At 60.9% G+C, this 22,853-nt stretch carries 25 protein-coding genes; 13 read left to right on the top strand and 12 right to left on the bottom strand.

All coding sequences use genetic code 11. The annotated features are described in order from the left end of the window. Position 1 precedes the first annotated feature (1 nt). The 5 genes from J3A98_RS02875 (at position 2) to J3A98_RS02855 (ending at position 3,863) form a co-directional block, all read left to right on the top strand. The gene (locus tag J3A98_RS02875) at positions 2–913 is read left to right on the top strand and encodes an ABC transporter permease (RefSeq protein WP_209963871.1); all 912 of its coding nucleotides are present in this window, start codon (positions 2–4) and stop codon (positions 911–913) included. Next, on the top strand, positions 903–1,709 hold the full coding sequence (locus J3A98_RS02870) for an ABC transporter permease (RefSeq protein ID WP_021784212.1): 807 nt from the start codon (positions 903–905) through the stop codon (positions 1,707–1,709). Before J3A98_RS02875 ends, J3A98_RS02870 begins: the two co-directional genes overlap by 11 nt. A gap of 17 nt (positions 1,710–1,726) precedes the next feature. Next, on the top strand, positions 1,727–3,151 hold the full coding sequence (locus J3A98_RS02865) for a gamma-aminobutyraldehyde dehydrogenase (RefSeq protein ID WP_209963867.1): 1,425 nt from the start codon (positions 1,727–1,729) through the stop codon (positions 3,149–3,151). Between the two features lie 128 nt (positions 3,152–3,279). After that, positions 3,280–3,534 carry a type II toxin-antitoxin system HicA family toxin gene (locus J3A98_RS02860; RefSeq protein ID WP_209963865.1) on the top strand — a complete coding sequence of 85 codons (255 nt, stop codon included), beginning with the start codon at positions 3,280–3,282 and terminating at the stop codon, positions 3,532–3,534. Next, a complete protein-coding gene (locus tag J3A98_RS02855; protein ID WP_209963862.1) occupies positions 3,531–3,863 on the top strand; it encodes a type II toxin-antitoxin system HicB family antitoxin in 333 nt (110 codons plus the stop codon). The genes J3A98_RS02860 and J3A98_RS02855 overlap by 4 nt, the downstream gene beginning before the upstream one ends. Positions 3,864–3,983: 120 nt before the next feature. Here the strand turns inward: J3A98_RS02855 and J3A98_RS02850 are convergent, their stop codons facing one another. Further along, positions 3,984–5,090: an NADH:flavin oxidoreductase/NADH oxidase gene (locus tag J3A98_RS02850; RefSeq protein ID WP_209963859.1), complete on the bottom strand. Its 1,107-nt coding sequence runs from the start codon at positions 5,088–5,090 to the stop codon at positions 3,984–3,986. Positions 5,091–5,875: 785 nt separating this feature from the next. On the opposite strand from J3A98_RS02850, the gene J3A98_RS02845 reads away from it, so the two are divergent. The 5 genes from J3A98_RS02845 (at position 5,876) to J3A98_RS02825 (ending at position 8,996) form a co-directional block, all read left to right on the top strand. After that, on the top strand, positions 5,876–6,154 hold the full coding sequence (locus tag J3A98_RS02845; RefSeq protein ID WP_209963856.1) for a hypothetical protein: 279 nt from the start codon (positions 5,876–5,878) through the stop codon (positions 6,152–6,154). Positions 6,155–6,327: 173 nt separating this feature from the next. Next, complete coding sequence (locus tag J3A98_RS02840) at positions 6,328–6,606, top strand: DUF3077 domain-containing protein (protein ID WP_047604476.1); 279 nt, start codon at positions 6,328–6,330, stop codon at positions 6,604–6,606. Between the two features lie 296 nt (positions 6,607–6,902). Beyond that, the gene (locus J3A98_RS02835) at positions 6,903–7,496 is read left to right on the top strand and encodes a 2OG-Fe(II) oxygenase (protein ID WP_209963854.1); all 594 of its coding nucleotides are present in this window, start codon (positions 6,903–6,905) and stop codon (positions 7,494–7,496) included. Next, positions 7,493–8,194, top strand: coding sequence for a hypothetical protein (locus tag J3A98_RS02830; RefSeq protein WP_245354947.1), 702 nt, complete (start codon positions 7,493–7,495; stop codon positions 8,192–8,194). The genes J3A98_RS02835 and J3A98_RS02830 overlap by 4 nt, the downstream gene beginning before the upstream one ends. 259 nt (positions 8,195–8,453) lie before the next feature. Beyond that, positions 8,454–8,996 (top strand): hypothetical protein, encoded by a 543-nt coding sequence (locus J3A98_RS02825; RefSeq protein WP_103469423.1) that lies wholly within the window; start codon positions 8,454–8,456, stop codon positions 8,994–8,996. A 92-nt stretch (positions 8,997–9,088) separates the two neighbouring features. Here J3A98_RS02825 and recJ read toward each other — a convergent pair whose 3' ends face one another. Both recJ and J3A98_RS02815 read right to left on the bottom strand, forming a co-directional pair. Next, entirely contained in the window at positions 9,089–10,798 is a 1,710-nt protein-coding gene (recJ, locus tag J3A98_RS02820; RefSeq protein WP_209963851.1) for a single-stranded-DNA-specific exonuclease RecJ, read from the bottom strand. Positions 10,799–10,806: 8 nt separating this feature from the next. Then, positions 10,807–11,349 (bottom strand): YaeQ family protein, encoded by a 543-nt coding sequence (locus tag J3A98_RS02815; RefSeq protein WP_003252169.1) that lies wholly within the window; start codon positions 11,347–11,349, stop codon positions 10,807–10,809. Positions 11,350–11,479: 130 nt separating this feature from the next. Here J3A98_RS02815 and J3A98_RS02810 point away from each other — a divergent pair, with 130 nt between their 5' ends. Beyond that, complete coding sequence (locus J3A98_RS02810) at positions 11,480–12,679, top strand: CaiB/BaiF CoA-transferase family protein (protein WP_209963849.1); 1,200 nt, start codon at positions 11,480–11,482, stop codon at positions 12,677–12,679. A 19-nt stretch (positions 12,680–12,698) separates the two neighbouring features. After that, positions 12,699–13,574: a TIGR02285 family protein gene (locus tag J3A98_RS02805; RefSeq protein ID WP_209963847.1), complete on the top strand. Its 876-nt coding sequence runs from the start codon at positions 12,699–12,701 to the stop codon at positions 13,572–13,574. Positions 13,575–13,762: 188 nt separating this feature from the next. Here the strand turns inward: J3A98_RS02805 and J3A98_RS02800 are convergent, their stop codons facing one another. The 6 genes from J3A98_RS02800 to xerD form a co-directional block, all read right to left on the bottom strand. Further along, positions 13,763–14,044: a DUF3509 domain-containing protein gene (locus J3A98_RS02800; RefSeq protein WP_176682709.1), complete on the bottom strand. Its 282-nt coding sequence runs from the start codon at positions 14,042–14,044 to the stop codon at positions 13,763–13,765. Positions 14,045–14,123: 79 nt separating this feature from the next. Next, positions 14,124–14,543: a histidine kinase gene (locus J3A98_RS02795; RefSeq protein ID WP_209963843.1), complete on the bottom strand. Its 420-nt coding sequence runs from the start codon at positions 14,541–14,543 to the stop codon at positions 14,124–14,126. 130 nt (positions 14,544–14,673) lie between these two features. Beyond that, positions 14,674–16,083 (bottom strand): threonine synthase, encoded by a 1,410-nt coding sequence (gene thrC / locus J3A98_RS02790; protein WP_010952565.1) that lies wholly within the window; start codon positions 16,081–16,083, stop codon positions 14,674–14,676. Between the two features lie 60 nt (positions 16,084–16,143). Next, complete coding sequence (locus tag J3A98_RS02785) at positions 16,144–17,448, bottom strand: homoserine dehydrogenase (RefSeq protein ID WP_003252157.1); 1,305 nt, start codon at positions 17,446–17,448, stop codon at positions 16,144–16,146. A gap of 83 nt (positions 17,449–17,531) precedes the next feature. Beyond that, the gene (locus J3A98_RS02780) at positions 17,532–18,275 is read right to left on the bottom strand and encodes a thioredoxin fold domain-containing protein (RefSeq protein ID WP_104962463.1); all 744 of its coding nucleotides are present in this window, start codon (positions 18,273–18,275) and stop codon (positions 17,532–17,534) included. Positions 18,276–18,428: 153 nt separating this feature from the next. Beyond that, on the bottom strand, positions 18,429–19,325 hold the full coding sequence (gene xerD, locus J3A98_RS02775; RefSeq protein WP_209963840.1) for a site-specific tyrosine recombinase XerD: 897 nt from the start codon (positions 19,323–19,325) through the stop codon (positions 18,429–18,431). A gap of 68 nt (positions 19,326–19,393) precedes the next feature. On the opposite strand from xerD, the gene J3A98_RS02770 reads away from it, so the two are divergent. Next, the gene (locus J3A98_RS02770) at positions 19,394–21,199 is read left to right on the top strand and encodes a sodium:proton antiporter (protein ID WP_209963837.1); all 1,806 of its coding nucleotides are present in this window, start codon (positions 19,394–19,396) and stop codon (positions 21,197–21,199) included. A 3-nt stretch (positions 21,200–21,202) separates the two neighbouring features. Here J3A98_RS02770 and J3A98_RS02765 read toward each other — a convergent pair whose 3' ends face one another. The 3 genes from J3A98_RS02765 to trmD all read right to left on the bottom strand — a co-directional run bounded on the left by J3A98_RS02765 (position 21,203) and on the right by trmD (position 22,850). Beyond that, the gene (locus J3A98_RS02765; RefSeq protein ID WP_014592194.1) at positions 21,203–21,610 is read right to left on the bottom strand and encodes an acyl-CoA thioesterase; all 408 of its coding nucleotides are present in this window, start codon (positions 21,608–21,610) and stop codon (positions 21,203–21,205) included. Positions 21,611–21,704: 94 nt separating this feature from the next. Beyond that, positions 21,705–22,055: a 50S ribosomal protein L19 gene (gene rplS, locus J3A98_RS02760; RefSeq protein WP_003252148.1), complete on the bottom strand. Its 351-nt coding sequence runs from the start codon at positions 22,053–22,055 to the stop codon at positions 21,705–21,707. Between the two features lie 42 nt (positions 22,056–22,097). Further along, positions 22,098–22,850 carry a tRNA (guanosine(37)-N1)-methyltransferase TrmD gene (gene trmD, locus J3A98_RS02755; protein ID WP_003252146.1) on the bottom strand — a complete coding sequence of 251 codons (753 nt, stop codon included), beginning with the start codon at positions 22,848–22,850 and terminating at the stop codon, positions 22,098–22,100. Positions 22,851–22,853: the final 3 nt, after the last annotated feature.

The following is a 22,853-nucleotide window of genomic DNA, read 5'->3' as shown; positions in this document are numbered from 1 at the left end:
GATGAGCACACTGCGCAGCCTGTCCAGCCTGCTGTACCGGCGCCCCAACCTCTACCTGGCACTGCTGTTGATCCCGCCGCTGACCTGGTTCGGCGCGATTTACCTGGGCTCGTTGCTGAACCTGCTGTGGCAGGGTTTCTATACCTTCGACGATTTCACCATGGCGGTGACCCCGGACCTGACCCTGGGCAACTTCGCCGCGCTGTTCAACCCGTCGAACTTCGACATCATCCTGCGCACCCTGGGCATGGCGGCAGCGGTGTCGCTGGCCAGCGCGGTACTGGCCTTCCCCATCGCCTATTACATGGCGCGCTACACCAGCGGCAAGACCAAGGCGTTTTTCTACATCGCGGTGATGATGCCGATGTGGGCCAGCTATATCGTCAAGACCTATGCCTGGACCCTGCTATTGGCCAAGGGCGGCGTGACCCAATGGTTCGTCCACCAGCTGCACCTGGATGGCCTGCTACAAGCGGTGCTGGCCGTGCCGGGCGTGGGCGGCAGCACGCTGTCGACTTCGCACCTGGGGCGCTTCCTGGTGTTCGTGTACATCTGGCTGCCGTTCATGATCCTGCCAATCCAGGCCTCGCTGGAGCGCTTGCCACCGTCGTTGCTGCAGGCTTCGGCGGACCTGGGCGCCCGGCCAGGGCAAACCTTCGTGCAGGTGATCCTGCCGCTGTCGATCCCCGGTATCGCCGCCGGCTCGATCTTCACCTTCTCGCTCACCCTGGGCGACTTCATCGTGCCGCAACTGGTCGGCCCGCCCGGCTACTTCATCGGCAGCATGGTCTATGCCCAGCAAGGGGCGATCGGCAACATGCCGATGGCCGCCGCGTTCACCTTGGTGCCCATCGTGCTGATCGCGGTGTACCTGGCCATCGTCAAACGCCTGGGGGCTTTCGATGCACTCTGAAAAAGCGTCTGCGGGGCTGCGCCTGGCGGCCTGGGGCGGGTTGCTGTTCCTGCACTTCCCGATCCTGATCATCTTTCTGTACGCCTTCAACACCGAAGACGCCGCGTTCAGCTTCCCGCCCAAGGGCTTTACCCTGAAGTGGATCGACGTTGCCTTCGCCCGGCCCGATGTCCTTGAGGCAATCAAGCTTTCGCTGCAGGTGGCTTGCCTGGCCACATTGATCGCACTGGTGCTCGGTACGCTGGCCTCGGCGGCGCTGTACCGGCGCAGTTTTTTCGGCAAGGAGAGCATTTCGCTGGTGCTGATCCTGCCCATCGCCCTGCCAGGCATCATCACCGGTCTCGCCCTGCTCTCGGCGTTCAAGACGTTAGGGATAGAGCCCGGGGTGTTCACCATCGTAGTCGGCCACGCCACGTTCTGCGTGGTGATCGTCTACAACAACGTGATCGCCCGCCTGCGGCGTACCTCGCAAAGCCTGATCGAAGCCTCGATGGACCTCGGCGCCGACGGTTGGCAGACATTCCGCTACATCGTCCTGCCCAACCTCGGCTCGGCACTACTGGCGGGCGGCATGCTGGCCTTTGCCTTGTCGTTCGATGAAATCATCGTCACCACGTTCACCGCCGGCCACGAGCGCACCCTGCCGATCTGGCTGCTCAACCAGCTCAGCCGCCCGCGCGACGTACCCGTGACCAACGTTGTCGCCATGCTGGTGATGCTGGTGACCATGCTGCCGATTCTTGGCGCCTATTACCTGACCCGTGGCGGCGATAGCGTCGCGGGCGGTGGCAAATGACCCTGGAGGAGCCCCCGATGCAAACGCAGATGCTGATCAATGGCCAACTGGTCGCTGGCCAAGGCCCGGCCTGGACCGTGCTCAACCCGGCGCTGGGCACTGCCCTGGCGCAGATCAACGAAGCCACTGAGGCACAGGTGGACAGCGCCGTACGCGCTGCCGACCAGGCCTTCGACAGCTGGTCGCAAACCAGCCCTAAAGAACGTTCGCAAGCATTGCTGGCGCTGGCCGACGCCATCGAAGCCCATGGCGATGAACTGGCCCGGCTGGAATCGCAAAATTGCGGCAAGCCCCTGAGCGCTGCACTGAACGATGAGATCCCGGCGATTGCCGACGTGTTCCGCTACTTTGCCGGTGCGGCGCGCTGCCTGGGCGGCTCGGCGGCAGGCGAGTACCTACCGGGCCACACGTCGATGATTCGCCGCGACCCGTTGGGCGTGGTGGCTTCCATCGCGCCGTGGAACTACCCGCTGATGATGCTGGCCTGGAAGATCGCCCCGGCCCTGGCTGCCGGCAACACGGTGGTGATAAAGCCGTCCGAACTGACGCCGCTGACGGCCCTGCGCCTGGGCGAGCTGGCCCAGGACCTGCTCCCGCCGGGCGTGCTGAACATTCTCTTCGGCCGCGGCCAGACGGTCGGCAACCCGTTGATTACCCACCCCAAGGTGCGCATGGTATCGCTGACCGGCTCGATCCCCACCGGCGCGCACATCATCAGCGCCACCGCCGACAGCGTGAAACGCATGCACATGGAATTGGGCGGCAAAGCGCCGGTGCTGGTGTTCGATGACGCTGACATCGATGCCGCTATCGACGGCATCCGCACCTTCGGCTTTTACAACGCCGGCCAGGACTGCACCGCAGCCTGCCGCCTGTATGTGCAGGACGGGATCTACGAGCGCTTCGTCGAGCGCCTGGGTAAAGCCGTAGCCAGCCTCAAACCGGGCCTGCAGGAGTCTGAAGAAACCGAACTGGGGCCGCTTATCAGTGCCCAGCACCGCGACAAGGTTGCCGGGTTGGTGCAGCGGGCCATCGCCCAGCCGCACATTCGTCTGGTTACCGGTGGCAAGGCAATTGAGGGCGATGGCTATTTCTTCGAACCTACCGTACTGGCCGATGCCCTTCAGGATGACGAGATCGTGCGCAACGAAGTGTTTGGCCCGGTGATTTCGGTCACCCGCTTCACCGATGAAGCGCAGGCGCTGGAATGGGCCAACGACTCCGATTACGGCCTGGCCTCATCGGTATGGACCCGCGACACCGGCCGCGCCCACCGCCTGGCGGCGCGCTTGCAGTACGGCTGCACCTGGGTGAACACCCACTTCATGCTGGTCAGCGAAATGCCCCATGGCGGGCAGAAGCATTCGGGGTATGGCAAGGACATGTCGATGTATGGGCTGGAGGACTACACCTGTGTGCGCCATGTGATGATCAAGCACTAAGTGCTCGCGTTGACCGAGGGTCTTGAATGCCCCTCGGTCAACGCCTCAGAATTTTCCTTCAACCCCGATCCACTCCCTCCTACTGCACATCCATTGAGCCCTCATGCTTGGTATCATAATCTGATACCATGAATAATCATCAGAAAGCCACACTTGAAGCATTACTTGAAAGGCCGGTGCCCAGAACACTGGAGTGGGCGCGAGTGGAGTCTCTATTGGTATCGCTGGGTGCCAGGGTCATAGAAGGAAGAGGATCGCGGGTTCGCTTTGAACTCAATGGAGCAGTGGCAACCTTCCACCGCCCTCATCCGGACAGGCACGCCAAGCCCTATCAACTCAGAGACGCCCGCCAGTTCCTTGAGCAGGCAGGAGTATTACCATGAATGTAATGACTTACCGCGGCTACGCCGCTCGTATCGAATACAGCGACGAAGACCAGTTGCTGATCGGCCGTGTCGCCGGTGTTCGTGACGTGATTGGTTTTCATGGCGAATCGATCAGTGAGTTGCGCCAGGCATTTGAAGAAGCCGTTGACGATTATCTTGAGACTTGCCAACGCCTCGGGCGGGAACCGCAGAAAACGTACTCCGGCAAGCTCAGCCTACGCCTTGAGCCTACCCTTCACGCCAGTGTGGCGGCCCAGGCAGAGCTGGCCGAAAAGAGCATCAATCAATGGGTGAGCGATATTCTCAGCAAGGCTACCTATAGCTGAACCCAGCTACCAACGCCGGCGTTGCAGGAGCGGCCTTGTATCGCGATGGGCTGCGCGGCAGCCCCGGCAACTGTTGCCGGGACACAGGGCCGCTCCTGCAAGGGCCGCGCAAGGCTTGGGTCAGTCGCGCAAATCGGACTCGTGAATCGGGTTGGCGCGGCTGGTCGCGCGCTGGTATTGCGCCGGCCAAGTGGCCTTGTTGCCGCCCAGGTCGTCGTCGGCATGCAGTGGCCAGTACGGATCGCGCAAAAGTTCGCGGGCGAGGAAGATGATATCGGCCTGGCCGGTGCGCAGGATGTGCTCGGCCTGGGCCGGTTCGGTGATCATGCCCACGGTGCCGGTGGCAATTTCCGATTCCTTGCGCACGCGCTCGGCAAAGCGGGTCTGGTAGCCGGGGCCGGTAGGGATCTCGGCGTTGACCGAGGTGCCGCCTGAAGAGACATCGATCAGATCCACGCCCAACTCCCGCAGGCGGCGTGCCAGTTCGACGGTTTCATCCGGATTCCAGCCATCCTCTACCCAATCGGTAGCCGATACCCGCACGAACAGCGGCAATTCGGCAGGCAAGGCCTTGCGCACGGCCTCGACCACCTGCAGGGTCAGGCGGATACGGTTTTCAAAGCTACCGCCATATTCGTCACGGCGCTGGTTGCTCAGCGGTGACAGGAACTGGTGCAGCAGGTAGCCATGGGCAGCGTGGATTTCCACCACCTTGAATCCAGCCTTCAAGGCGCGTTCGGTCGAGGCGACGAAAGCGGCGATTACATCCTGGATCTCGTCCTGGCTCAACTCGCGTGGAGGCGTGTGCTGCGGATCGAAGGCGATCCTCGATGGCCCCACCGGCTGCCAGCCGCCCTCCTCCAGTTTGACGCTGCCTGGCTTGCCAAGCCACGGACGGTAGGTACTGGCTTTGCGCCCGGCGTGAGCCAGCTGAATGCCAGCCACGGCGCCCTGGGCGGTGATGAAGCGGGTGATGCGTTGTAACGGGGCGATCTGCGCGTCGTCCCACAGGCCAAGGTCTTCGGCGGTGATGCGGCCATCGGCGGTAACCGCCACAGCTTCGGTAATCACCAGGCCCGCGCCACCTACGGCGCGGCTGCCTAAATGGACGAGATGCCAGTCGTTGGCCAAGCCATCGACGGCGGAATACTGGCACATTGGTGACACGGCGATGCGGTTGGGCAAGGTCAGCTGACGCAGGGTGTAAGGCTCGAGCAGCAGGCTCATGAGGGCACCTCCCAAGGACTCCAATGGTGATCCGGCCTGGACACTCAAGTGCACATCCCTGGCCCGGTGCCGGTCATTAATGAGACTAGACCAGATTGGTGGGGGGGAAGGTTCTGTGGGATGGCGAGGGGTTCGCCGAAAGGTTTGCAGCGCCTGTGAGATCGAGCGCCGCCCGCGCGGCGCATCGCGGATAAATCCGCTCCTACATCTGTTTCGGGCCAATCACTCCTGTGCCGCCAACAGGGACCGCCTTGATGCATGGCTGAAGACCGATGAAAAGCAGTGGTGCCCACCTCGATATCGAAGGGAACAAACAAGGCGAACAGCGGTGGCCTCACAGGAGTGACTGGCCCGAAACAAACTGTAGGAGCGGATTTATCCGCGATGCGCCGCGCGGGCGGCGCTCCTGCAAGAATCAAGGCAGGCACTTAATGGCCTTAGTACGGCCCCGGGATTTCCGAATGGTCCGACGCATGTATCAGACGTTTCCTACACATATGAGCTGGCGATGCCTAGCTGAGGAAAATATCCTACAGACCCTGTCGACTCGCGTCTGATTGTTCCTGGAAACACCGCCCTTTAGGCTTTTCGTGTCGCTGAAAGCATCAGCGATGCGGGTGTGGAAACCCGGTCAATCTTCAAGTGCCTGTCGTAATGGCAGCTGTACACGGGAGGCCGTATGGCCTACCGGGGTTCCTTGAAGACCGGTTTTCCACCCCGTGTACAGTTGCCGCCCTTCGTGTGGAAACGGCGGTGGCAACTCCTTAAATCTTCAAGGAATTGCTATGAAAAAGATCGTCCCCGACCCACCCCATCATTTCGACCTTCCCTCCGACAAGACCCTCACCAACGCCGTCAGCGATGGCATCGTGCCCATCGATCATGTGGTGAAGATCACCCATTACCTGATGCTCGCCTATAACCATTGCCACCGAACCCTCGATGCCATCGAAGATGACCGCACCCGGGAATCGCTGGTGAATGGGCTGCGTGCCATGCAGATTGCCTGGGGTCAGGCGGATGCGCTGTCACTCGCCTTGGAGCGGAGTACCAGCCTTCATTGAGGTTAGATTTGCTGGCCTCTTCGCGGCGGTTCGACGCCTCGATGAACCCGCTCCCACAGGGTCATCACAGGCTCCAAGGCTTGCGCCTGACCTGTGGGAGCGGGTTCATCGAGGCGTCGAACCTCCGCGAAGAGGCCAGAACAGGCAATCAGGAAATTTCAGGAGAGGAATCGATGACCACAGACGACACCCAATTCACTGTCGGCAAAACCACCTTCTTCCAAGGCGAACACCAGACCCATCCCCTGTTCCGCATCGAGCCAGGCATTCCCTGCCGGGATGCCCGCGAGCAGGCATCGGAGTTGATGGGCTATGTAAGAGAGCTGACCATCATCGGTCTGATGGATGAAAAACCGATGATGATCTGGGCATCCCATTACCTGAGTGCCATGGCCAAGGCACTGATGGATGATGCCGAGCTGGGCATGACGCATAAACCGTTGGGTGACTGAAACCTCCTTCATTCCGCGGTCTGACTGTAATCAGCAAAAGTCGACCGCCCTTTAAGCGCTAGGGTAGTACCACCCACGACAACCCTTTCCACCCGGCCTACCGGGCATCTTAGAAAAATCCTACAGCCTATTACTTAAAGTTCTACGTTCTCTTGGGAAATTCTTCTCAAGCAACATCTCCCTCCTCCTATCGCTGTTCTGCCTCTCAAATACTATTGTCCATCACGTCACGGCGACCAATGAAGCCAATCACACAGTTCGCACAAACCCGACCTCCACGCTCGCGAGTTGAGTCAATGACGGATATCCCCTTTACAGAAAAACCGAAAGTATTAGATAAGTTCATTACTGAACACGAGCAAAATTTACTCACAAATTCATTTTCGGGTGCAATATGGAGATATGGCTGGCCCATTAATACAATTCCCCTCGCACGTCCTTGCTGGCACATCTTCATAGCCGGTAGCAAACGTACCTCACTGGAGTGCTGCGAGCATGAACTGGCCAGCGACAGCCATTGGGGCTTTCTACTTGATATTTGGAGGCGCACGCAGCTTGCTCACATGCGTGACTGTTTGCTGCTGGGTGTTTACGCAAACGGCCAGACTTTCGGCCAAGACAGTCCTATTCATAGAGATAACAAATCAATTGAACCAGGAAAAACCGCAGTCCTCTTCTGCAATGCCCAGTGGGAAACCACATGGGGCGGCGAACTGATTCTATTCGATCAGCAGAAGAATGACACCATCGCTGCCATACAACCAAAGCCGGGACGCATAGCGATTTTCGACGGACACATACCGCACAGAGCCAGAGCGCCCACCGTTGACTGCGACAAATTGCGAACCACTATCGCTTTTAAGACCATGAATAAGGATATTAAACAATGAGCACACGCGCCGAACTGATAGTAGCAGTAATAGATAAAACGGCAAAACCCATCAATCAAACTGGGGGAGCAGCAGCAATCCACGACCAATTCAACACAGATAAAACCGGATTTTCACTAGTCATCCAAACAGCACAGACAACTACGGCGATAGCCTCAGTAGTCTCCGTCACTCACCTCCCGATAGGTGCTGTACCCTTCATTAACATTGTTACCAATACCCTTTCTGGCACCGTGACCTTCCTGAAAGTCGCGGCAGACCTCAAAGAGGGCGCGGAAATTAAGAACGGAGATGTCATAAGTTTGGCAAGCAACGTCGCAGGCATCGTGGCCTCGTTCGCCATTCTGGCCGGAGCACCTTTAATTGCTGGAGGGGCCACAGTCGTGGGCGTAACCGCCACACTCTATAGCATCTTCAATTCTGACCTGGCTAAAGCAGCTTACGACAAGATGGCTCCACTCTTTACCAGCCTGCTGAGTCAAGGTGACCTTACTGGTTTTACCGCGCCACGGATTGCGCCTGACTTCACACTCGCTTCACCTGACCAGATACTTTCCACCCACCAGGGAATGATCACAACCGTTAACTGGAACCCTGACTCTTCAGAAATATCCCTAGGCACCGAACCACTAAGTTTTCCAGATAGCAGCCAGGCTCACACCGCCCCAACAGGGAGCGAGACTTTCAATTCAACGTAACCGCCTCCCCTTAGCGGAAACTCCAGCAGCAACTCAGTAGCGGTGACATCTACCCCTGACATACCTGCCCCTGACGCAACACTGACTATAAGCATAGAAAGTATAGATGGTATAAAGCCACCCGACCAAGCACTATCAATTACCGTACCTATTGACGACAACCAGGACAATCAAGATAACTACATATGCTGTAGCAGCGCGCAGCAGGATCAGTACTTCTAGCCAACCTGTAAAACCCTCCACGCCGTAACGAGCCGATATGAATATCTGGCAGCAATCGCTAAAACTCATACGTGAACTCCCGCCTCACAAACAAGCCAAAGCGCTATTAATAGGCGGACTTATAAATCTCACCCTAGGCACCAGCTTCACATTCATGTGGCGCGAACACAAAAACACCAATGAAGAGTTATGGTCGCGAGTTCCAGCCTTTCTCACCTCCAAGCCTGAAACCTGGGATAGCGACAAATCTCTTTATACGTTCAGCATCAAGTTTAAAACTTCAAATGGAAAGCACCACAACGTTCATCTTTATGCAGACAAAATATACTATGATGCAGCGAGCCTGGACCTAAATACGCCACTCTTTGTTGACATAGCAACCTCTAAAAGCGCTGCAACGGCTCAGCGCTTAATCGCTCCTAATGGAATGGTTCTTTATGATTCTGCAATGGCGGCACATGTCACCAATGTAAGAAACCGGGAGACCACACTAGCAGTTATCATTTTCTCATTTAGCGGCATCAGCATCTTGATTGCGGCAGCGGCGATCTACTACCGCCCCAGAAAGGAGTGCAACTGAACCTGAGCAGCACCTGGGAGATCGAGCGCCGCGCGGGCTGCGCTCGATTTGTGCCCCAGCGCAAGATCCAAGGCAGGCACCTGACGCTAAACTCAGCGCGGCTCCATATGCGCAATCATCAACTGCACACTCTCATTACCGCGAAACTCGTTCACATCCAGCTTGTACGCCAACTCCACCCAGCGCACCGTCGGGTTTGGCCACACTTCGCGGTCAATGCCGAAGGCAATGCCATCCAGCCGCACCGAGCCACATTCGCTCTTGAGCACCACTTTCAGGTGCCGTTCGCCAACCACACGCTGCTCCACCAACTGGAACACGCCATGGAACAGCGGCTCCGGGAAGTGCTGGCCCCAAGGCCCGGCGTGGCGCAGGGCCTTGGCCAGGTCGATGTGGAATTCCTCGACCGCCAGGCTACCGTCGGATAACAGCCGGCCGGTCAGGTCTTCTTCGCGCAGTTGACGCCGCACCTCTTCATCGAACGCCTCGGCAAATGCCGGGAAATTGGCCTCGGGCAACGATAACCCTGCCGCCATGGCGTGGCCGCCGAACTTGCTGATCAACTGCGGATGGCGCGCCGCCACGGCATCCAGCGCATCGCGAATATGGAAGCCCGGCACCGAACGCGCCGAGCCTTTGAGCATGCCATCACCAGCATCGGCGAAGGCGATGGTCGGCCGGTGGTAACGCTCCTTCAAGCGCGAAGCCAGAATACCGATCACGCCCTGGTGCCAGTCGGCATCGAACAGGCACAACCCATACGGCATCGACTCGACCGGCAGGTCCTTGAGTTGGGCCAGGGCTTCGCGCTGCATGCCCTGCTCGATGGACTTGCGGTCCTGGTTCAGGTCATCCAACTGCTGGGCCATGTCCTGGGCCAGCGCCGCGTCCTCGCACAGCAGGCATTCGATGCCCAGGCTCATGTCGTCCAGGCGCCCGGCGGCATTCAACCGTGGGCCGAGGATGAAACCAAGGTCAGTCGAAGTGATGCGCCGGTGATCGCGCCGCGCCACCTCAAGGATGGCCTTGAGGCCGGGCCGGGCGCGGCCGGCGCGGATGCGCTCGAGGCCTTGGTGCACCAGGATGCGGTTGTTGGCATCCAGCGGCACCACGTCAGCAACACTGCCCAGCGCCACCAGATCGAGCAGCTCGCCAATGTTCGGCTGTGGCTGCGCCTCGTAGCGCCCAAGGCTGCGCAAGCGAGCGCGCAGGGCCATCAACACATAGAAGATCACCCCTACTCCGGCCAGTGACTTGCTTGGAAAGCTGCAGCCCGGCTGGTTGGGGTTGATGATGGCATCGGCGTCGGGCAACTGCTCGCCCGGCAGGTGGTGGTCGGTGACCAGCACCTTGAGCCCGGCGGCCTTGGCCGCCGCCACCCCGTCGACACTGGAAATGCCGTTGTCCACGGTAATCAGCAACTGCGGCTGACGCTGCAGCGCCACCTCGACGATTTCCGGGGTCAGGCCGTAGCCGTACTCGAAGCGGTTGGGCACCAGGTAATCGACATGGGTCGCACCCAGCAGGCGCAGGCCCAGCACCCCGACGGTGCTGGCGGTGGCACCGTCGGCATCGAAGTCGCCGACGATGAGGATGCGCTGGCGCTGGTCGATGGCTTCGACCAGCAGGTCCACACCGGCCTCGATGCCCTTGAGCTGCTGGTACGGCAGCAGGCGTGCCAGGCTTTTGTCCAGCTCGGCCTCGCTCTGCACGCCGCGCGCGGCGTAAAGGCGGGTCAGCAAGGGTGGCAGGTTACCCAGAAATGGCAGGGTCGGCGGCAGCGGGCGAGGTTCGATACGCATGGGTTGCTTCAACCACGCTCGCCGAGCAGCCACTGCAGTTGGACTTCATGCTGGCCACGGTCGTCAGTCACGAATACCGTACCTTCACTGATCATCACGTCCCACTTGATGCTACGCGGCATGTCGGTCGCCAGGGTTTCCAGCACCTCCTGCGGCACAGCGGCAATGCTCAGGTTTTTCAGGTTCTTTACCGCGCTCACCACTTTACCCTCCCACACTCGCAGGCTGCCGTAAGCCAGCAAGCTGGTGCGTTCGGTACGACGCGAGCACCAGGTCAGGCGATCGGCATCGGGCTGACCAACTTCAATCCAGTGCAGCACGCGATCGTCCAGGCTCTTTTCCCACAGCGCCGGTTCATCGACATCCGACAGGCCGCGGCCAAACGACAAGTTCTCGTTGTACCAGAGCGCGTACGCCAACAAACGAACGGCCATGCGCTCTTCGGTTTCCGAAGGGTGCCGAGCGATAGTCTGTTTGACGCTTTCGTAGACGTTGCGATCAAGGTCGGTGAGATTCAATTCGAACTTGTAGGTGGTGGACGGCTGGGCCATGGTCGACGGGCTTCGTGCAAAAGAAAGTGGCACAGTCTAACCCATCCGCACCTTCCATGCCCCGCAGCAGTACCCGGCGAAACCGACGTGTGATAAAACCACGGCTCTGCCCAACTGCCACGGATACCCCATGTCGACGCCCAGCAAACCCCTCGCCGGCCTTAAAGTTGTCGAACTCGGTACCCTGATCGCCGGGCCGTTCGCCTCGCGCATCTGTGCCGAATTCGGTGCCGAAGTGGTCAAGGTCGAATCGCCCGACGGCGGCGACCCGCTGCGCAAGTGGCGCAAGCTGTACGAGGGCACCTCGCTGTGGTGGTTCGTGCAGGCCCGCAACAAACAGTCCCTCACCCTCAACCTCAAGCACCCTGAGGGCCGCGATATCCTCAAGCGCCTGCTGGCCGAGGCCGACATCCTGATCGAAAACTTCCGCCCGGGTGTGCTGGAGAAACTCGGCCTGGGGTGGGATGTACTGCATGCGCTGAACCCGCGCCTGGTGATGGTGCGCCTGTCGGGCTTTGGCCAGACCGGGCCGATGAAAGACCAGCCAGGCTTCGGTGCCGTAGGCGAGTCGATGGGCGGCCTGCGCTACATCACCGGTTTCGATGACCGCCCGCCGGTGCGCACGGGGATTTCCATCGGTGACTCGATTGCCGCCCTGTGGGGGGTGATCGGCGCGCTGATGGCGCTGCGCCACCGGGAGGTCAATGGCGGCCAGGGCCAAGTGGTGGACGTGGCCCTGTACGAAGCGATCTTTGCCATGATGGAGAGCATGGTCCCGGAGTTCGATGTGTTCGGTTTCATCCGCGAACGCACCGGCAACATCATGCCAGGCATCACGCCCTCCTCCATCCACACAAGCGCCGACGGCAAGCATGTGCAGATCGGCGCCAACGGTGATGCGATCTTCAAGCGCTTCATGCAGGCCATCGGTCGTGACGACCTGGCCAATGACCCGACCCTGGCCAGCAACGACGGCCGCGACCTGCGTCGTGACGAGCTGTACGGGGTAATCGACCGCTGGGCCAACAGCCTGCCACTGGAGCAACTGATGCAGGTGCTGACCACCGCCGAAGTGCCGGCCAGCCGTATCTATTCGGCCGAAGACATGTTCAACGACCCCCAGTACCTGGCGCGCGAGATGTTCCTGCAGGCCAAGCTGCCGGATGGCAAGCCATTCCACATGCCCGGCATCGTGCCCAAGCTGTCGGAAACGCCCGGCTCTAGCGAATGGGTCGGCCCGGCCTTGGGCGAGCATACCGATGCGCTCCTCGGCAGCCTGGGCTACGACGCAGCGGCCATCGCCAGCCTGCGCGCAGCGGGCACGGTCTGACCCTGGCGCTACCGGTTCCATGTACGCGACCCGCTGCCTACGCCATCTGGTCCTGCTCTGCGGGCTGTTGCCTGCGTTGCTGTTGCAGCCAGCGAACGCCAAGGAGCACCTCTTCTGGCTGGTGCGTGACCTGCCACCGTTCACCATTTTTGATGGCCCGGAAGAAGGCCGGGGGGTGATCGATCAGTTGTTACCGCTGCTGATCAGGCAGATGCCCGAGTACGAACACAGCATCGTGCGGGTCAACCGCGCCCGCAGCCTCCAGATGCTGCAAGACCGTGACACCTTCACCTGCGACCCAACCGTGCTGTGGACCCCGAAACGGGCCGGGTATGTGCACTTTTCCGTTCCATCGCTGGGCGCGCTCAGCGGTGGCCTGGTGTTGCGCAAGGAAAACCAGGCGCTGGTGGCACCCTACCTCGACGGCCAGCAGGTGGACCTGAATGGCCTGCTGAGCAAGGCCTCGCTGAAGCTGGGGATTGTCGCCGAGCGCAGCTATGGCACCCAGATCGACACCATCCTGAGCCAGTTGCCCGAAAGCACGCTCAGCCGGCACTACGGCAACGAGGCCACCGCCAACCTGCTGCAAATGCAGCAACTGGGGCGTCTGCGCCTGGTGCTCGGCTACTGGCCAGAGGTGCGCTACCTGATCGAACAACAAGGCGGGTCACTGGCTGACTACCAGTTTCATACTGTGCAGGGCGTGAAGCGCTACCAGTTTCTGCATGTGGGATGCTCAGATAACGAACGGGGGCGTGCGGCAGTTGCACACATCGACCAGTTGCTGCCTGCCCTGCGCCGGGATGTGTTGCCAGGGTTGTATGCCCGCTGGCTGGACATGGCATTGCGGGAAGACTACCTGAAGGACAGCAGTCTTTTCTTTGAGGACAGATAAGCCCACCCGGCACGCACCGTCGTTGCAGGAGCAGCCTTGGGGGTAAGTGCCCGCCCGGAAAAAGAAACCCCGGGCGCTGGGGAAGACGCCCGGGGCCAAGCGAAAGCCCTTGAGGACTTCCCGTGACAGCCTTGCCAGCGCTGGAGCAAAGCACTGGCTGGCTGCCCCTACACTGTCTGATAAGCCACTCAGGCAAAGGTTCCCTGCGGTTGCTGACGATGCTGCAATGCCGCGATCACACAAGGCTGCAACCGCCCCTCAGCTATCTGCAGGTCTCGGTGCAAGCCGTCCACGAGGTCGATCAGCAGGCGTTGCTCTTGCAATTGGCGCTCGCTGACCGTGCGCCGCAAGGTAATACCTGAGAGGGGATCGTGAACGGTCAGTTGGCGATTACCGCCGGGATCGGCGATGCCGAGGTGGGTCTGATAGGGCGTCAGGGCTTCGTTGAGCAGGCTGCAGATTCTTTCCATCCGGATCACTCGCTGCGTGGTGGGACCTAAAGTGACTGACCAGCAGGCGCCGCATAAAGTTCGTCAAACCGCGCCCGCTTCAGTGAGCATGCGGGGCTGGCGTGACAGTTTGAATACGCGACCCTGGGCGCACCTGCAGTGTTTGCAAGGCATGCTGCAGGCGTGGCATCGACAGCGGCCAGGGCAACTCGTCGAGCACCCACATGCCGCGCTTTCTGGCCTCTTGGGCAAGGTTTTGACGCGTTGGGGCAGGCTGCCCGACGAACAGCAATGCGCGCGCTCGCTGCCGCTGGGCGAATAGGGCAAGGCCGGCCCGGGCTGGCATGGCGTGGTCGAGGATCAGCAGGTCGGGGCGACGCTCAGCACAGAGGCAGGCGTCGAGGTCAGCGATGCTCTCGCTGATGCGTACGTTGAAGACGCCTTGGCCGTTGAGGGCCTGATGCAAGAGGATCTGGTGGGATGGGCGAGCCTGGTGGATCAACACATAGGGCTGGTGCATGAGCCGCTCCTGGTGGGAGGACCGGCTAATTTATGCTTGAAGCTCGGCGGGCCGAATAGGATGTTTCTGATAGGCCTGAGGGAAAAGGCTGAGACGTCGGGGCCGCTCTGCAGCCCCAAACGCAATGCTATTACAGCGGCTTGCCGCGGTTGCCGTGCTGGCTGACAAAGCCCTGTACAGCCTTCAGGTCATTGGCCAGTACCGTGCAACGCTCTTCACGGCTGAACAGGTCGCTGAGGTGTGCGGGTAGCTCCAGCGCCTTGCCCACACCGGCCTTCTCCACCGCTTCCGGGAACTTGACCGGGTGCGCGGTACCCAACACCACCATTGGCGTGTCCAGGCTGCGGCGGCACTCGCGGGCAGCCTTGACGCCGATTGCGGTATGCGGGTCGAGCACTTCACCGGTGGCGGCGAACACTTCTGCGATGGTCTCGCAGGTTTGCTCGTCGCTGACAGCCAGCGAGTCGAACAGTTTGCGGGCTTCGGTCCAGCGGTCTTGCTCGACGCTGAAGCCGCCACCTTGCTTGAAGTTGGCCATCAGCTCGGCAATCGCACCGCCGTTGCGGCCATGCAGGTCGAACAGCAGGCGCTCGAAGTTGGACGAGACCATGATGTCCATCGACGGCGACAGGGTGGCGTGCAGGGTTTCCTTGACGTACTGGTTGCCGCTCATGAAGCGGTGCAGGATGTCGTTGCGGTTGGTGGCGACGATCAATTGGCTGACCGGCAGGCCCATGTTGCGCGCCAGGTAGCCGGCGAAGATGTCGCCGAAGTTGCCGGTTGGTACCGAGAACGCCACCGAGCGCGCCGGGCCACCCAGCTGCAGGGCTGCATGGAAGTAGTAGACGATCTGGGCCATGATCCGCGCCCAGTTGATCGAGTTGACGGCGACCAGGCGGGTGCCCTTGAGGAACGACTGGTCGGCGAAACTGGCCTTGACCATTTCCTGGCAATCGTCGAAGTTGCCTTCGATGGCGATGTTGTGGATGTTGTCGCCAAAGATGGTAGTCATCTGGCGGCGCTGCACTTCCGACACACGCTGGTGCGGGTGCAGGATGAAGATGTCGACGTTGTCGCAACGGCGGCAGCCTTCGATTGCGGCGGAACCGGTATCACCGCTGGTGGCACCGATGATGACCACGCGCTCGTTGCGCTTGGCCAGCACATGGTCCAGCAGGCGGCCGAGCAACTGCAGGGCAAAGTCCTTGAACGCCAGGGTCGGGCCGTGGAACAGTTCCAGCACCCACTCGTTGCTGTTCAGTTGACGCAACGGGGCGACCGCGGCGTGGGCGAACTCGCCGTAGGTTTCTTCGAGGATCTTCTTGAAGTCGGCGTCGGCGATGCTGCCTTCGACGAACGGGCGCATCACGCGGAAGGCCAGCTCGTGGTAAGGCAGGCCTGCCCACGAGGCGATTTCTTCCTGGGTGAAGCGTGGCAGGTTTTCCGGCACGTAGAGGCCGCCGTCGCTGGCCAGGCCAGCCAGCAGCACGTCTTCGAAATTGAGGGCCGGTGCCTGGCCGCGGGTACTGATATAGCGCATGGGTGCAAACCTTCGATGCTGGGGCCGGGGCCGCGCAGGCGGCCCGTCGGCAAATACTTGTTAGTTGAGCTGTTCGACGCGAATGCGCACAACCTTGCCGACCACGTCCTGCAGGGCTTCCAGAGCGACGATGGCATCATTGATACGCTGCTCGACCACGCCATGGGTCACCAGGATCATTGGCACCAGGCCATCCTGTTCCTCGGCTTCCTTCTGCATGATCGACTCGATGTTGATACCACGCTCCGAGAGGATGCTGGCGACCTGGGCCAGTACGCCCGGGTGATCCTTGGCCTGGATGCGCAGGTAGTAGGCGCTTTCGCAGGCTTCGATCGGCAGGATCGGGTGGGCCGACAGCGAGTCTGGCTGGAAGGCCAGGTGCGGCACGCGGTTTTCCGGGTCGGAGGTCATGGCACGGACCACGTCGACCAGGTCGCCGACCACTGACGAAGCGGTAGGCTCCATACCCGCGCCGGCACCGTAGTACAGGGTGGAGCCTGCAGCATCACCGTTGACCATGACAGCGTTCATCACGCCGTTGACGTTGGCGATCAGGCGGTCGGCCGGGATCAGCGTCGGGTGCACGCGCAGCTCGATACCTTCGGCGGTGCGACGCGCCACGCCCAGGTGCTTGATGCGGTAGCCCAGGGCCTCGGCGTAGTTCACGTCTGCCGTTGTCAGCTGGGTGATACCTTCGGTGTAGGCCTTGTCGAACTGCAGCGGGATACCGAACGCGATGGACGCCAGGATCGTCAGCTTGTGCGCAGCGTCGATGCCTTCTACGTCAAAGGTCGGGTCGGCTTCTGCGTAGCCCAGCGCCTGAGCTTCGGCCAGCACGTCCGGGAAGGCACGGCCCTTCTCACGCATTTCGGTGAGGATGAAGTTGCCGGTGCCGTTGATGATGCCAGCCAGCCAGTTGATGCGGTTGGCCGACAGGCCTTCGCGAATGGCCTTGATCACCGGGATGCCACCGGCTACGGCCGCCTCGAACGCGACAATCACACCCTTCTCGCGGGCTTTGGCGAAGATTTCGTTGCCATGCACGGCAATCAGCGCCTTGTTGGCGGTGACCACGTGCTTGCCGTTTTCGATGGCCTTCAGCACCAGGTCGCGGGCGATGGTATAGCCACCGATCAGCTCGATGACAATGTCGATCTCCGGGTTGCTTGCAACTTCGAACACGTCAGCGGTAATGGGGGTACCGGTAATCTGGCAGTTCGGGTTCTGCGAGCGCATGGCGATCTGTGCCACTTCAATACCGCGCCCGGCACGGCGGGCAATCTCCTCGGCGTTGCGCTGAAGTACATTGAAGGTTCCGCCACCGACGGTCCCCAACCCACAGATGCCTACTTTGACCGGTTTCACTGTGAACTCCCCATTGAACGGCCGACACGTTTGCCGACCGTGAAACTTGCCGTCACCCCATGACGACGGCGTACTGAACTGAATTACTTGGCAAGTGCCAGCTTGGCGACCTGCGGTGCCGGCTGGTAGCCAGGAATGACCTGGCCGCTTTCAAGAACAATGGCCGGCGTGCCGTTGACCCCGATCGACTGACCCAGCTGGAACTGCTTGCTGACCGGGTTGGTGCACTTGGCGGCCTTGATTTCTTTACCTTCGACCATTTTGTCCATCGCCCCACGGCGGTCACTGGAGCACCACACCGCCTGCAACTGCTGGTCACCCGACGAACCGAGGCCCTGGCGCGGGAAGGCGACATAGCGCACTTCGATACCGCGACGGTTCAACTCGGGCACTTCGGCGTGCAGCTTGTGGCAGTACGGGCAGGTGGTGTCGGTGAACACGGTGATGTGCGACTTGGTCTCGCCCTTGGCAGGATAAACCACCATCTCGGCGGCTGGAATGCCGTTGATGAGTTTGGCGATACCTTGGCGTTCGGCTTTCTCGGTGAGATTGACCGGCTTGCCGTCCTGGATCTGGAACAGGTAGCCCTGCATCACGAACTGACCGTCGGCGCTGGCGTACAGCACGCGCCCGCCCTGCAGCTTGACTTCATACAGGCCATTGAGCGGGCTGCTGGCCACGCTTTCCACGGGCACTTCCAGTTCGAGGTTCTGCAACGATTTACGGATGGCCTGCTCCGCACCGGCGTTGCTATCGGTTGCCGCGGCAACGGCAAAGGTACTGGCCAGCGCCAACGCGGCGGCGGCGAAAAACTGGGTCACGCGCATGGGAACTCCTGAAGGCGGACAGGGGCCGGAGGGCGCCACCTGCGGAAAATACGCGGTGACCGTGCGGCCCGTGGTGCAAACCGCTCAAGCCTACCACATCACGCTGCCAGTGAAGGGGCTCGCAAGGACCGGTCGGCGGAACATGAGTAACATTCATCCACGCGGATGGTGCTGGGCGTGCAACTGCTGCAGCCGGGCCTTGGCGACGTGGGTATAGATCTGCGTGGTCGACAGGTCACTGTGCCCCAGCAGCATCTGCACCACACGCAAGTCGGCACCATGGTTGAGCAGGTGGGTGGCGAAGGCATGCCGCAGGGTGTGTGGCGACAGCGGCTTGTCGATGCCGGCAACCCGTGCGTGGTGCTTGATACGGTGCCAGAAGGTCTGGCGGGTCATCTGCTCGCCGCGCTGGCTGGGGAACAGCACATCGCTGGGACGGCCATTGAGCAGTTCGGCGCGCCCATCGCGCTGGTAGCGCTCCAGCCACACTACCGCCTCTTCCCCCATAGGCACCAGGCGTTCCTTGCTGCCCTTGCCCATCACCCGCAGCACACCCTGGCGCAGGTTGACCTGGTCGAGGGTCAGGCTGACCAGTTCGGTGACCCGAAGGCCGCAAGCGTAGAGCACTTCGAGCATGGCACGGTCGCGCTGGCCAATGGCTTCGCCCAGGTCCGGAGCCTGCATCAAGGCTTCGACGTCGGCTTCAGACAGCGACTTGGGTAGCGGCTTGCCCAATTGCGGCATGTCGACCTGCAGGGTCGGGTCGATCGCCACCAGCTTTTCCCGCAGCAGGTAACGGAAGAAACCGCGCAAACCAGACAGGAAACGCGCCGTGGAACGTGGCTTGTAACCTTGATCCAGGCGCCAGGCCAGGTGATCGAGGATCAGGTCGCGGCCGGCGTCTGGCAGCGATACCGAACGCTCCTGCAACCAGCCATTGAACAGGGCCAGGTCGCTACGGTAGGACACGCGGGTGTTGTCGGACAGGCCTTTTTCCAGCCATAAGGCGTCAAGGAACTGGTCGATCAAGGGGTGGTCGAGGGCGGGCATGAAATCTCGGTGGCAAACGAGGAAATGGCGCTTAGTCTTTCATAACAACGCCGGCATAGGGAGCCCGCATGAACGAACAGCAGATCCTTCTGAGTGTGGGCGGCATCGGCGCAGCAGCGCTCGCCTGCCAATGGCTGGCCTGGCGCCTGAAGCTGCCGGCAATTCTGTTTCTGTTGTTGGCCGGGATCATTGCCGGCCCAGCGCTGGGGTGGCTCGATCCCGAGGCGCTGTTCGGCCCATTGCTGATGCCGCTGGTGTCGCTGGCGGTAGCGCTGATTCTGTTCGAAGGCAGCCTGACCCTGCACCTGTCGCAGTGGCGCGAGATCGGCAGCGTGGTGCATCGCCTGGTCACGGTGGGCGCACTGGTCACCTGGCTGGTGATTGCACTGGCAACCCACTGGCTGCTCGGGTTCGACTGGCCGCTGGCGATTCTCTTCGGCACCCTGACCCTGGTGACCGGCCCAACAGTGATCGTGCCCATGCTGCGCGTGGTGCGACCAAAGGCAGCGATCGCGAACATCCTGCGCTGGGAAGGGATCATGATCGACCCGATCGGCGCGCTGCTCGCCGTGGTGGTATACAGCTTCATCATCGCCAGCGCCGAGGGTAACGGCCTGAGCCAGAGCCTTGTTACCTTCGCCGGCGTGATCTTCTGCGGTACCGCCCTGGGCGCGGCGGGGGGCTGGCTGCTGGGGCAAATCATGCGCGAACAGTGGCTACCAGAGTACCTGCACAACCTCGCGTCACTGGCGGCGGTACTGGGTATTTTCATCGCCGCCAACCAGATCGTGCACGAGTCGGGGCTGCTGGCGGTCACCGTGATGGGAATGTGGCTGGCCAACATGCGCGGGGTTGATGTGCGACAGATCCTGCACTTCAAGGAAAACCTCAGCGTGCTGCTGATTTCCGGCCTGTTCATCCTGCTGGCTGCACGCCTTGACCTGCATGCCCTGCTAGGCCTTGGCCCTGCCGTCCTGGCGCTGTTGCTGGTGATCCAACTGCTGGCACGCCCTCTCAGCGTCTGGCTGGCCACACTGGGCTCGACACTCAAATGGCGGGAGCGCGCGCTGCTGGCCTGGATTGCTCCACGCGGCATCGTTGCCGCAGCCGTTTCAGCCATTTTTGCCATCCGTCTGGACCAGGCCGGCCACCAGGATGCCTTGCTGCTGGTACCGTTGACCTTCGCGGTAATCATCGGCACGGTGGTACTGCAAAGCGCTACGGCCAGGCCGCTGGCACGCTTGCTCAAGGTCGCTGAACCGGCCCCCAGCGGGTTTCTCATCGTCGGCGCCAACGAGCCGGCCCGGGCCATCGCCAAAACCCTTCAGCAATTGGGCTGCCGGGTTTTGCTGACGGACTCCAGCTGGGAAAACATCCGCGCCGCGCGTATGGACGGGCTCACGACCTATTTTGGCAACCCAGCCTCGCAGCATGCCGACGCCCATCTGGACCTGGTCGGCCTCGGGCACTTGCTGGGCCTCTCTCCTGCCGGCGAAATCAATGCCTTGGCCTGCGCCAGGTTCCGTCATGATTTCGGGCACAGCCGGCTGTTCGTGCTTGCCAGTGGCCTGGAAAAACAACGTAGCGACAAGCATCGGGCGGCCGAAGAGCACCGCGGGCATCTATTGGGGGCCAAGCCGATGACCTATTTGCAACTGGCCAACCGCATGCATCAGGGCGCCGAGCTGTACAGTACCAACCTGACCGAAGGCTTTGGCTGGGACGCCTACCAGGCGCTGCATGGCGAGCGTGCACACTTGCTGTTCGCGCGCGATGACCATGGCTGGGTCCATGTAGCCAGCCCTGATAACCCGTTGCAGCCGCAACCGGGATGGACCTTGGTGGCATTGATCGAGCGAGCACCGGAGCCGTGATACTCAGGCGCCTGGAAGCACGGGCACCGGGCGCTTGTCCTCGTCGATGGCGACGAAGCTGAACACCCCATGGATCGCCCGGTCACGGCCATCCAGGTACATGTTCTCGACAAACACATCCACCTGCACCTGCAAGCTGGTATTGCCGACCTTGATCACCGTACCCACCAGCTCGACGATCGAGCCCGCCGGAATCGGGTGCTTGAAATCGATGCGGTCGGTAGACACGGTCACCAGCGGCAGGCGACAAAAGCGCGTGGCAGCGATGAACGACACTTCGTCCATCCAGGCCAGGGCGGTGCCGCCGAACAGGGTGTTGTGGTGGTTGGTGGTATTGGGGAACACCGCCTTGGTCACGCGGGTCACCGACAGTTCGGTGCGGCGCTGGATTTCCTGGTCTCGGGTCGTCATGGCAATCACATTTTCGGGGGTTCAAAACGCAAAAAAGCAGCCCGAAGGCTGCTTCTTTCTCGCTAGGCGGCCTCGGCCACCGGGCAAACTGCACTCAGGACAGTTTTTCCTTGATGCGAGCGGCTTTGCCGGACAGGTCGCGCAGGTAGTACAGCTTGGCTTTACGCACGTCACCACGACGTTTCACGGCCAGGCTGTCGATTTGCGGGCTGTAGGTCTGGAAGGTACGCTCTACGCCAACGCCGCTGGAGATCTTGCGCACGGTGAAGGCGCTGTTCAGACCGCGGTTACGCTTGGCGATAACGACGCCTTCGAACGCCTGCAGACGGGAACGCTCACCTTCCTTCACTTTAACCTGAACGACAACGGTGTCGCCTGGTGCGAAGGTCGGGATTTCCTTGCTCATCTGCTCGGCTTCGAGCTGCTGGATGATCTTGTTGGTCATGCTGTGCTCCTAAGATGGATACGCGATCCACCATCGATACGTTTAACTATCGTCCCGCTCGCGGAGATATTCCTCGAGCAGCTTCTTCTCTTCTCCAGAAAGCGAGCGACTTTCCAGAAGATCGGCGCGTCGTTCGAAGGTCCTACCAAGGGACTGCTTCATCCTCCAACGCCGGATATGTGCATGGTTGCCACTTAGCAACACGTCGGGAACACGCTGATCCGCATACACCTCAGGCCGGGTGTAGTGCGGGCAATCGAGCAGACCGTCGGTGAAGGAATCTTCTTCCGCCGAGTCCACATGCCCTAAAGCTCCGGGCAGCAGCCGCGTAACCGCATCGATCAGTACCATGGCCGGCAGCTCGCCACCGGAAAGCACATAGTCGCCAATCGACCACTCCTCATCGACATGAGCCTCGATAAAGCGCTCGTCGATGCCTTCATAACGACCGGCGATCAGGATCAACGATTCCTGTTCGGCCAGGCCTTTGACCGCCTGCTGAGTCAGCTTGCGGCCTTGTGGCGAAAGGTAGATCACCTTCGCCGCTGCTCCGGTCGCCTGCCTGGCGCTAACCAGGGCGTCTTCCAGAGGCTTGATTTTCATCACCATGCCCGGACCACCGCCAAACGGCCGATCATCTACCGTGTGGTGACGATCTGTGGTGTAGTCCCGCGGGTTCCAGCAAGTCACCTGAAGCAACCCTTGTTTCACCGCGCGGCTGGTAATGCCGTACTCCGTGATGGCCGAGAACATCTCGGGGAACAACGTGATGACGTCTACGCGAAGGTTACCCATCGT

This window comes from Pseudomonas sp. BP6 (assembly GCF_017875935.1).
Taxonomy (GTDB): Bacteria; Pseudomonadota; Gammaproteobacteria; order Pseudomonadales; family Pseudomonadaceae; genus Aquipseudomonas; species Aquipseudomonas putida_Y.
This window is presented reverse-complemented; position numbering and strand designations above follow the sequence as displayed.

Coding starts and splice junctions, on each gene's coding strand:
- J3A98_RS02765 (WP_014592194.1), bottom strand. CDS start 21,610: ATGACGACCCGAGACCAGGAAATCCAGCGCCGCACCGAACTGTCGGTG.
- J3A98_RS02810 (WP_209963849.1), top strand. CDS start 11,480: ATGTCGACGCCCAGCAAACCCCTCGCCGGCCTTAAAGTTGTCGAACTC.
- J3A98_RS02780 (WP_104962463.1), bottom strand. CDS start 18,275: ATGCGCGTGACCCAGTTTTTCGCCGCCGCCGCGTTGGCGCTGGCCAGT.
- J3A98_RS02805 (WP_209963847.1), top strand. CDS start 12,699: ATGTACGCGACCCGCTGCCTACGCCATCTGGTCCTGCTCTGCGGGCTG.
- rplS (WP_003252148.1), bottom strand. CDS start 22,055: ATGACCAACAAGATCATCCAGCAGCTCGAAGCCGAGCAGATGAGCAAG.
- J3A98_RS02830 (WP_245354947.1), top strand. CDS start 7,493: ATGAGCACACGCGCCGAACTGATAGTAGCAGTAATAGATAAAACGGCA.
- J3A98_RS02800 (WP_176682709.1), bottom strand. CDS start 14,044: ATGGAAAGAATCTGCAGCCTGCTCAACGAAGCCCTGACGCCCTATCAG.
- J3A98_RS02825 (WP_103469423.1), top strand. CDS start 8,454: ATGAATATCTGGCAGCAATCGCTAAAACTCATACGTGAACTCCCGCCT.
- J3A98_RS02770 (WP_209963837.1), top strand. CDS start 19,394: ATGAACGAACAGCAGATCCTTCTGAGTGTGGGCGGCATCGGCGCAGCA.
- J3A98_RS02795 (WP_209963843.1), bottom strand. CDS start 14,543: ATGCACCAGCCCTATGTGTTGATCCACCAGGCTCGCCCATCCCACCAG.
- recJ (WP_209963851.1), bottom strand. CDS start 10,798: ATGCGTATCGAACCTCGCCCGCTGCCGCCGACCCTGCCATTTCTGGGT.
- J3A98_RS02870 (WP_021784212.1), top strand. CDS start 903: ATGCACTCTGAAAAAGCGTCTGCGGGGCTGCGCCTGGCGGCCTGGGGC.
- thrC (WP_010952565.1), bottom strand. CDS start 16,083: ATGCGCTATATCAGTACCCGCGGCCAGGCACCGGCCCTCAATTTCGAA.
- J3A98_RS02835 (WP_209963854.1), top strand. CDS start 6,903: ATGACGGATATCCCCTTTACAGAAAAACCGAAAGTATTAGATAAGTTC.
- trmD (WP_003252146.1), bottom strand. CDS start 22,850: ATGGGTAACCTTCGCGTAGACGTCATCACGTTGTTCCCCGAGATGTTC.
- J3A98_RS02840 (WP_047604476.1), top strand. CDS start 6,328: ATGACCACAGACGACACCCAATTCACTGTCGGCAAAACCACCTTCTTC.
- J3A98_RS02855 (WP_209963862.1), top strand. CDS start 3,531: ATGAATGTAATGACTTACCGCGGCTACGCCGCTCGTATCGAATACAGC.
- J3A98_RS02865 (WP_209963867.1), top strand. CDS start 1,727: ATGCAAACGCAGATGCTGATCAATGGCCAACTGGTCGCTGGCCAAGGC.
- J3A98_RS02875 (WP_209963871.1), top strand. CDS start 2: ATGAGCACACTGCGCAGCCTGTCCAGCCTGCTGTACCGGCGCCCCAAC.
- xerD (WP_209963840.1), bottom strand. CDS start 19,325: ATGCCCGCCCTCGACCACCCCTTGATCGACCAGTTCCTTGACGCCTTA.
- J3A98_RS02850 (WP_209963859.1), bottom strand. CDS start 5,090: ATGAGCCTGCTGCTCGAGCCTTACACCCTGCGTCAGCTGACCTTGCCC.
- J3A98_RS02860 (WP_209963865.1), top strand. CDS start 3,280: ATGAATAATCATCAGAAAGCCACACTTGAAGCATTACTTGAAAGGCCG.
- J3A98_RS02815 (WP_003252169.1), bottom strand. CDS start 11,349: ATGGCCCAGCCGTCCACCACCTACAAGTTCGAATTGAATCTCACCGAC.
- J3A98_RS02845 (WP_209963856.1), top strand. CDS start 5,876: ATGAAAAAGATCGTCCCCGACCCACCCCATCATTTCGACCTTCCCTCC.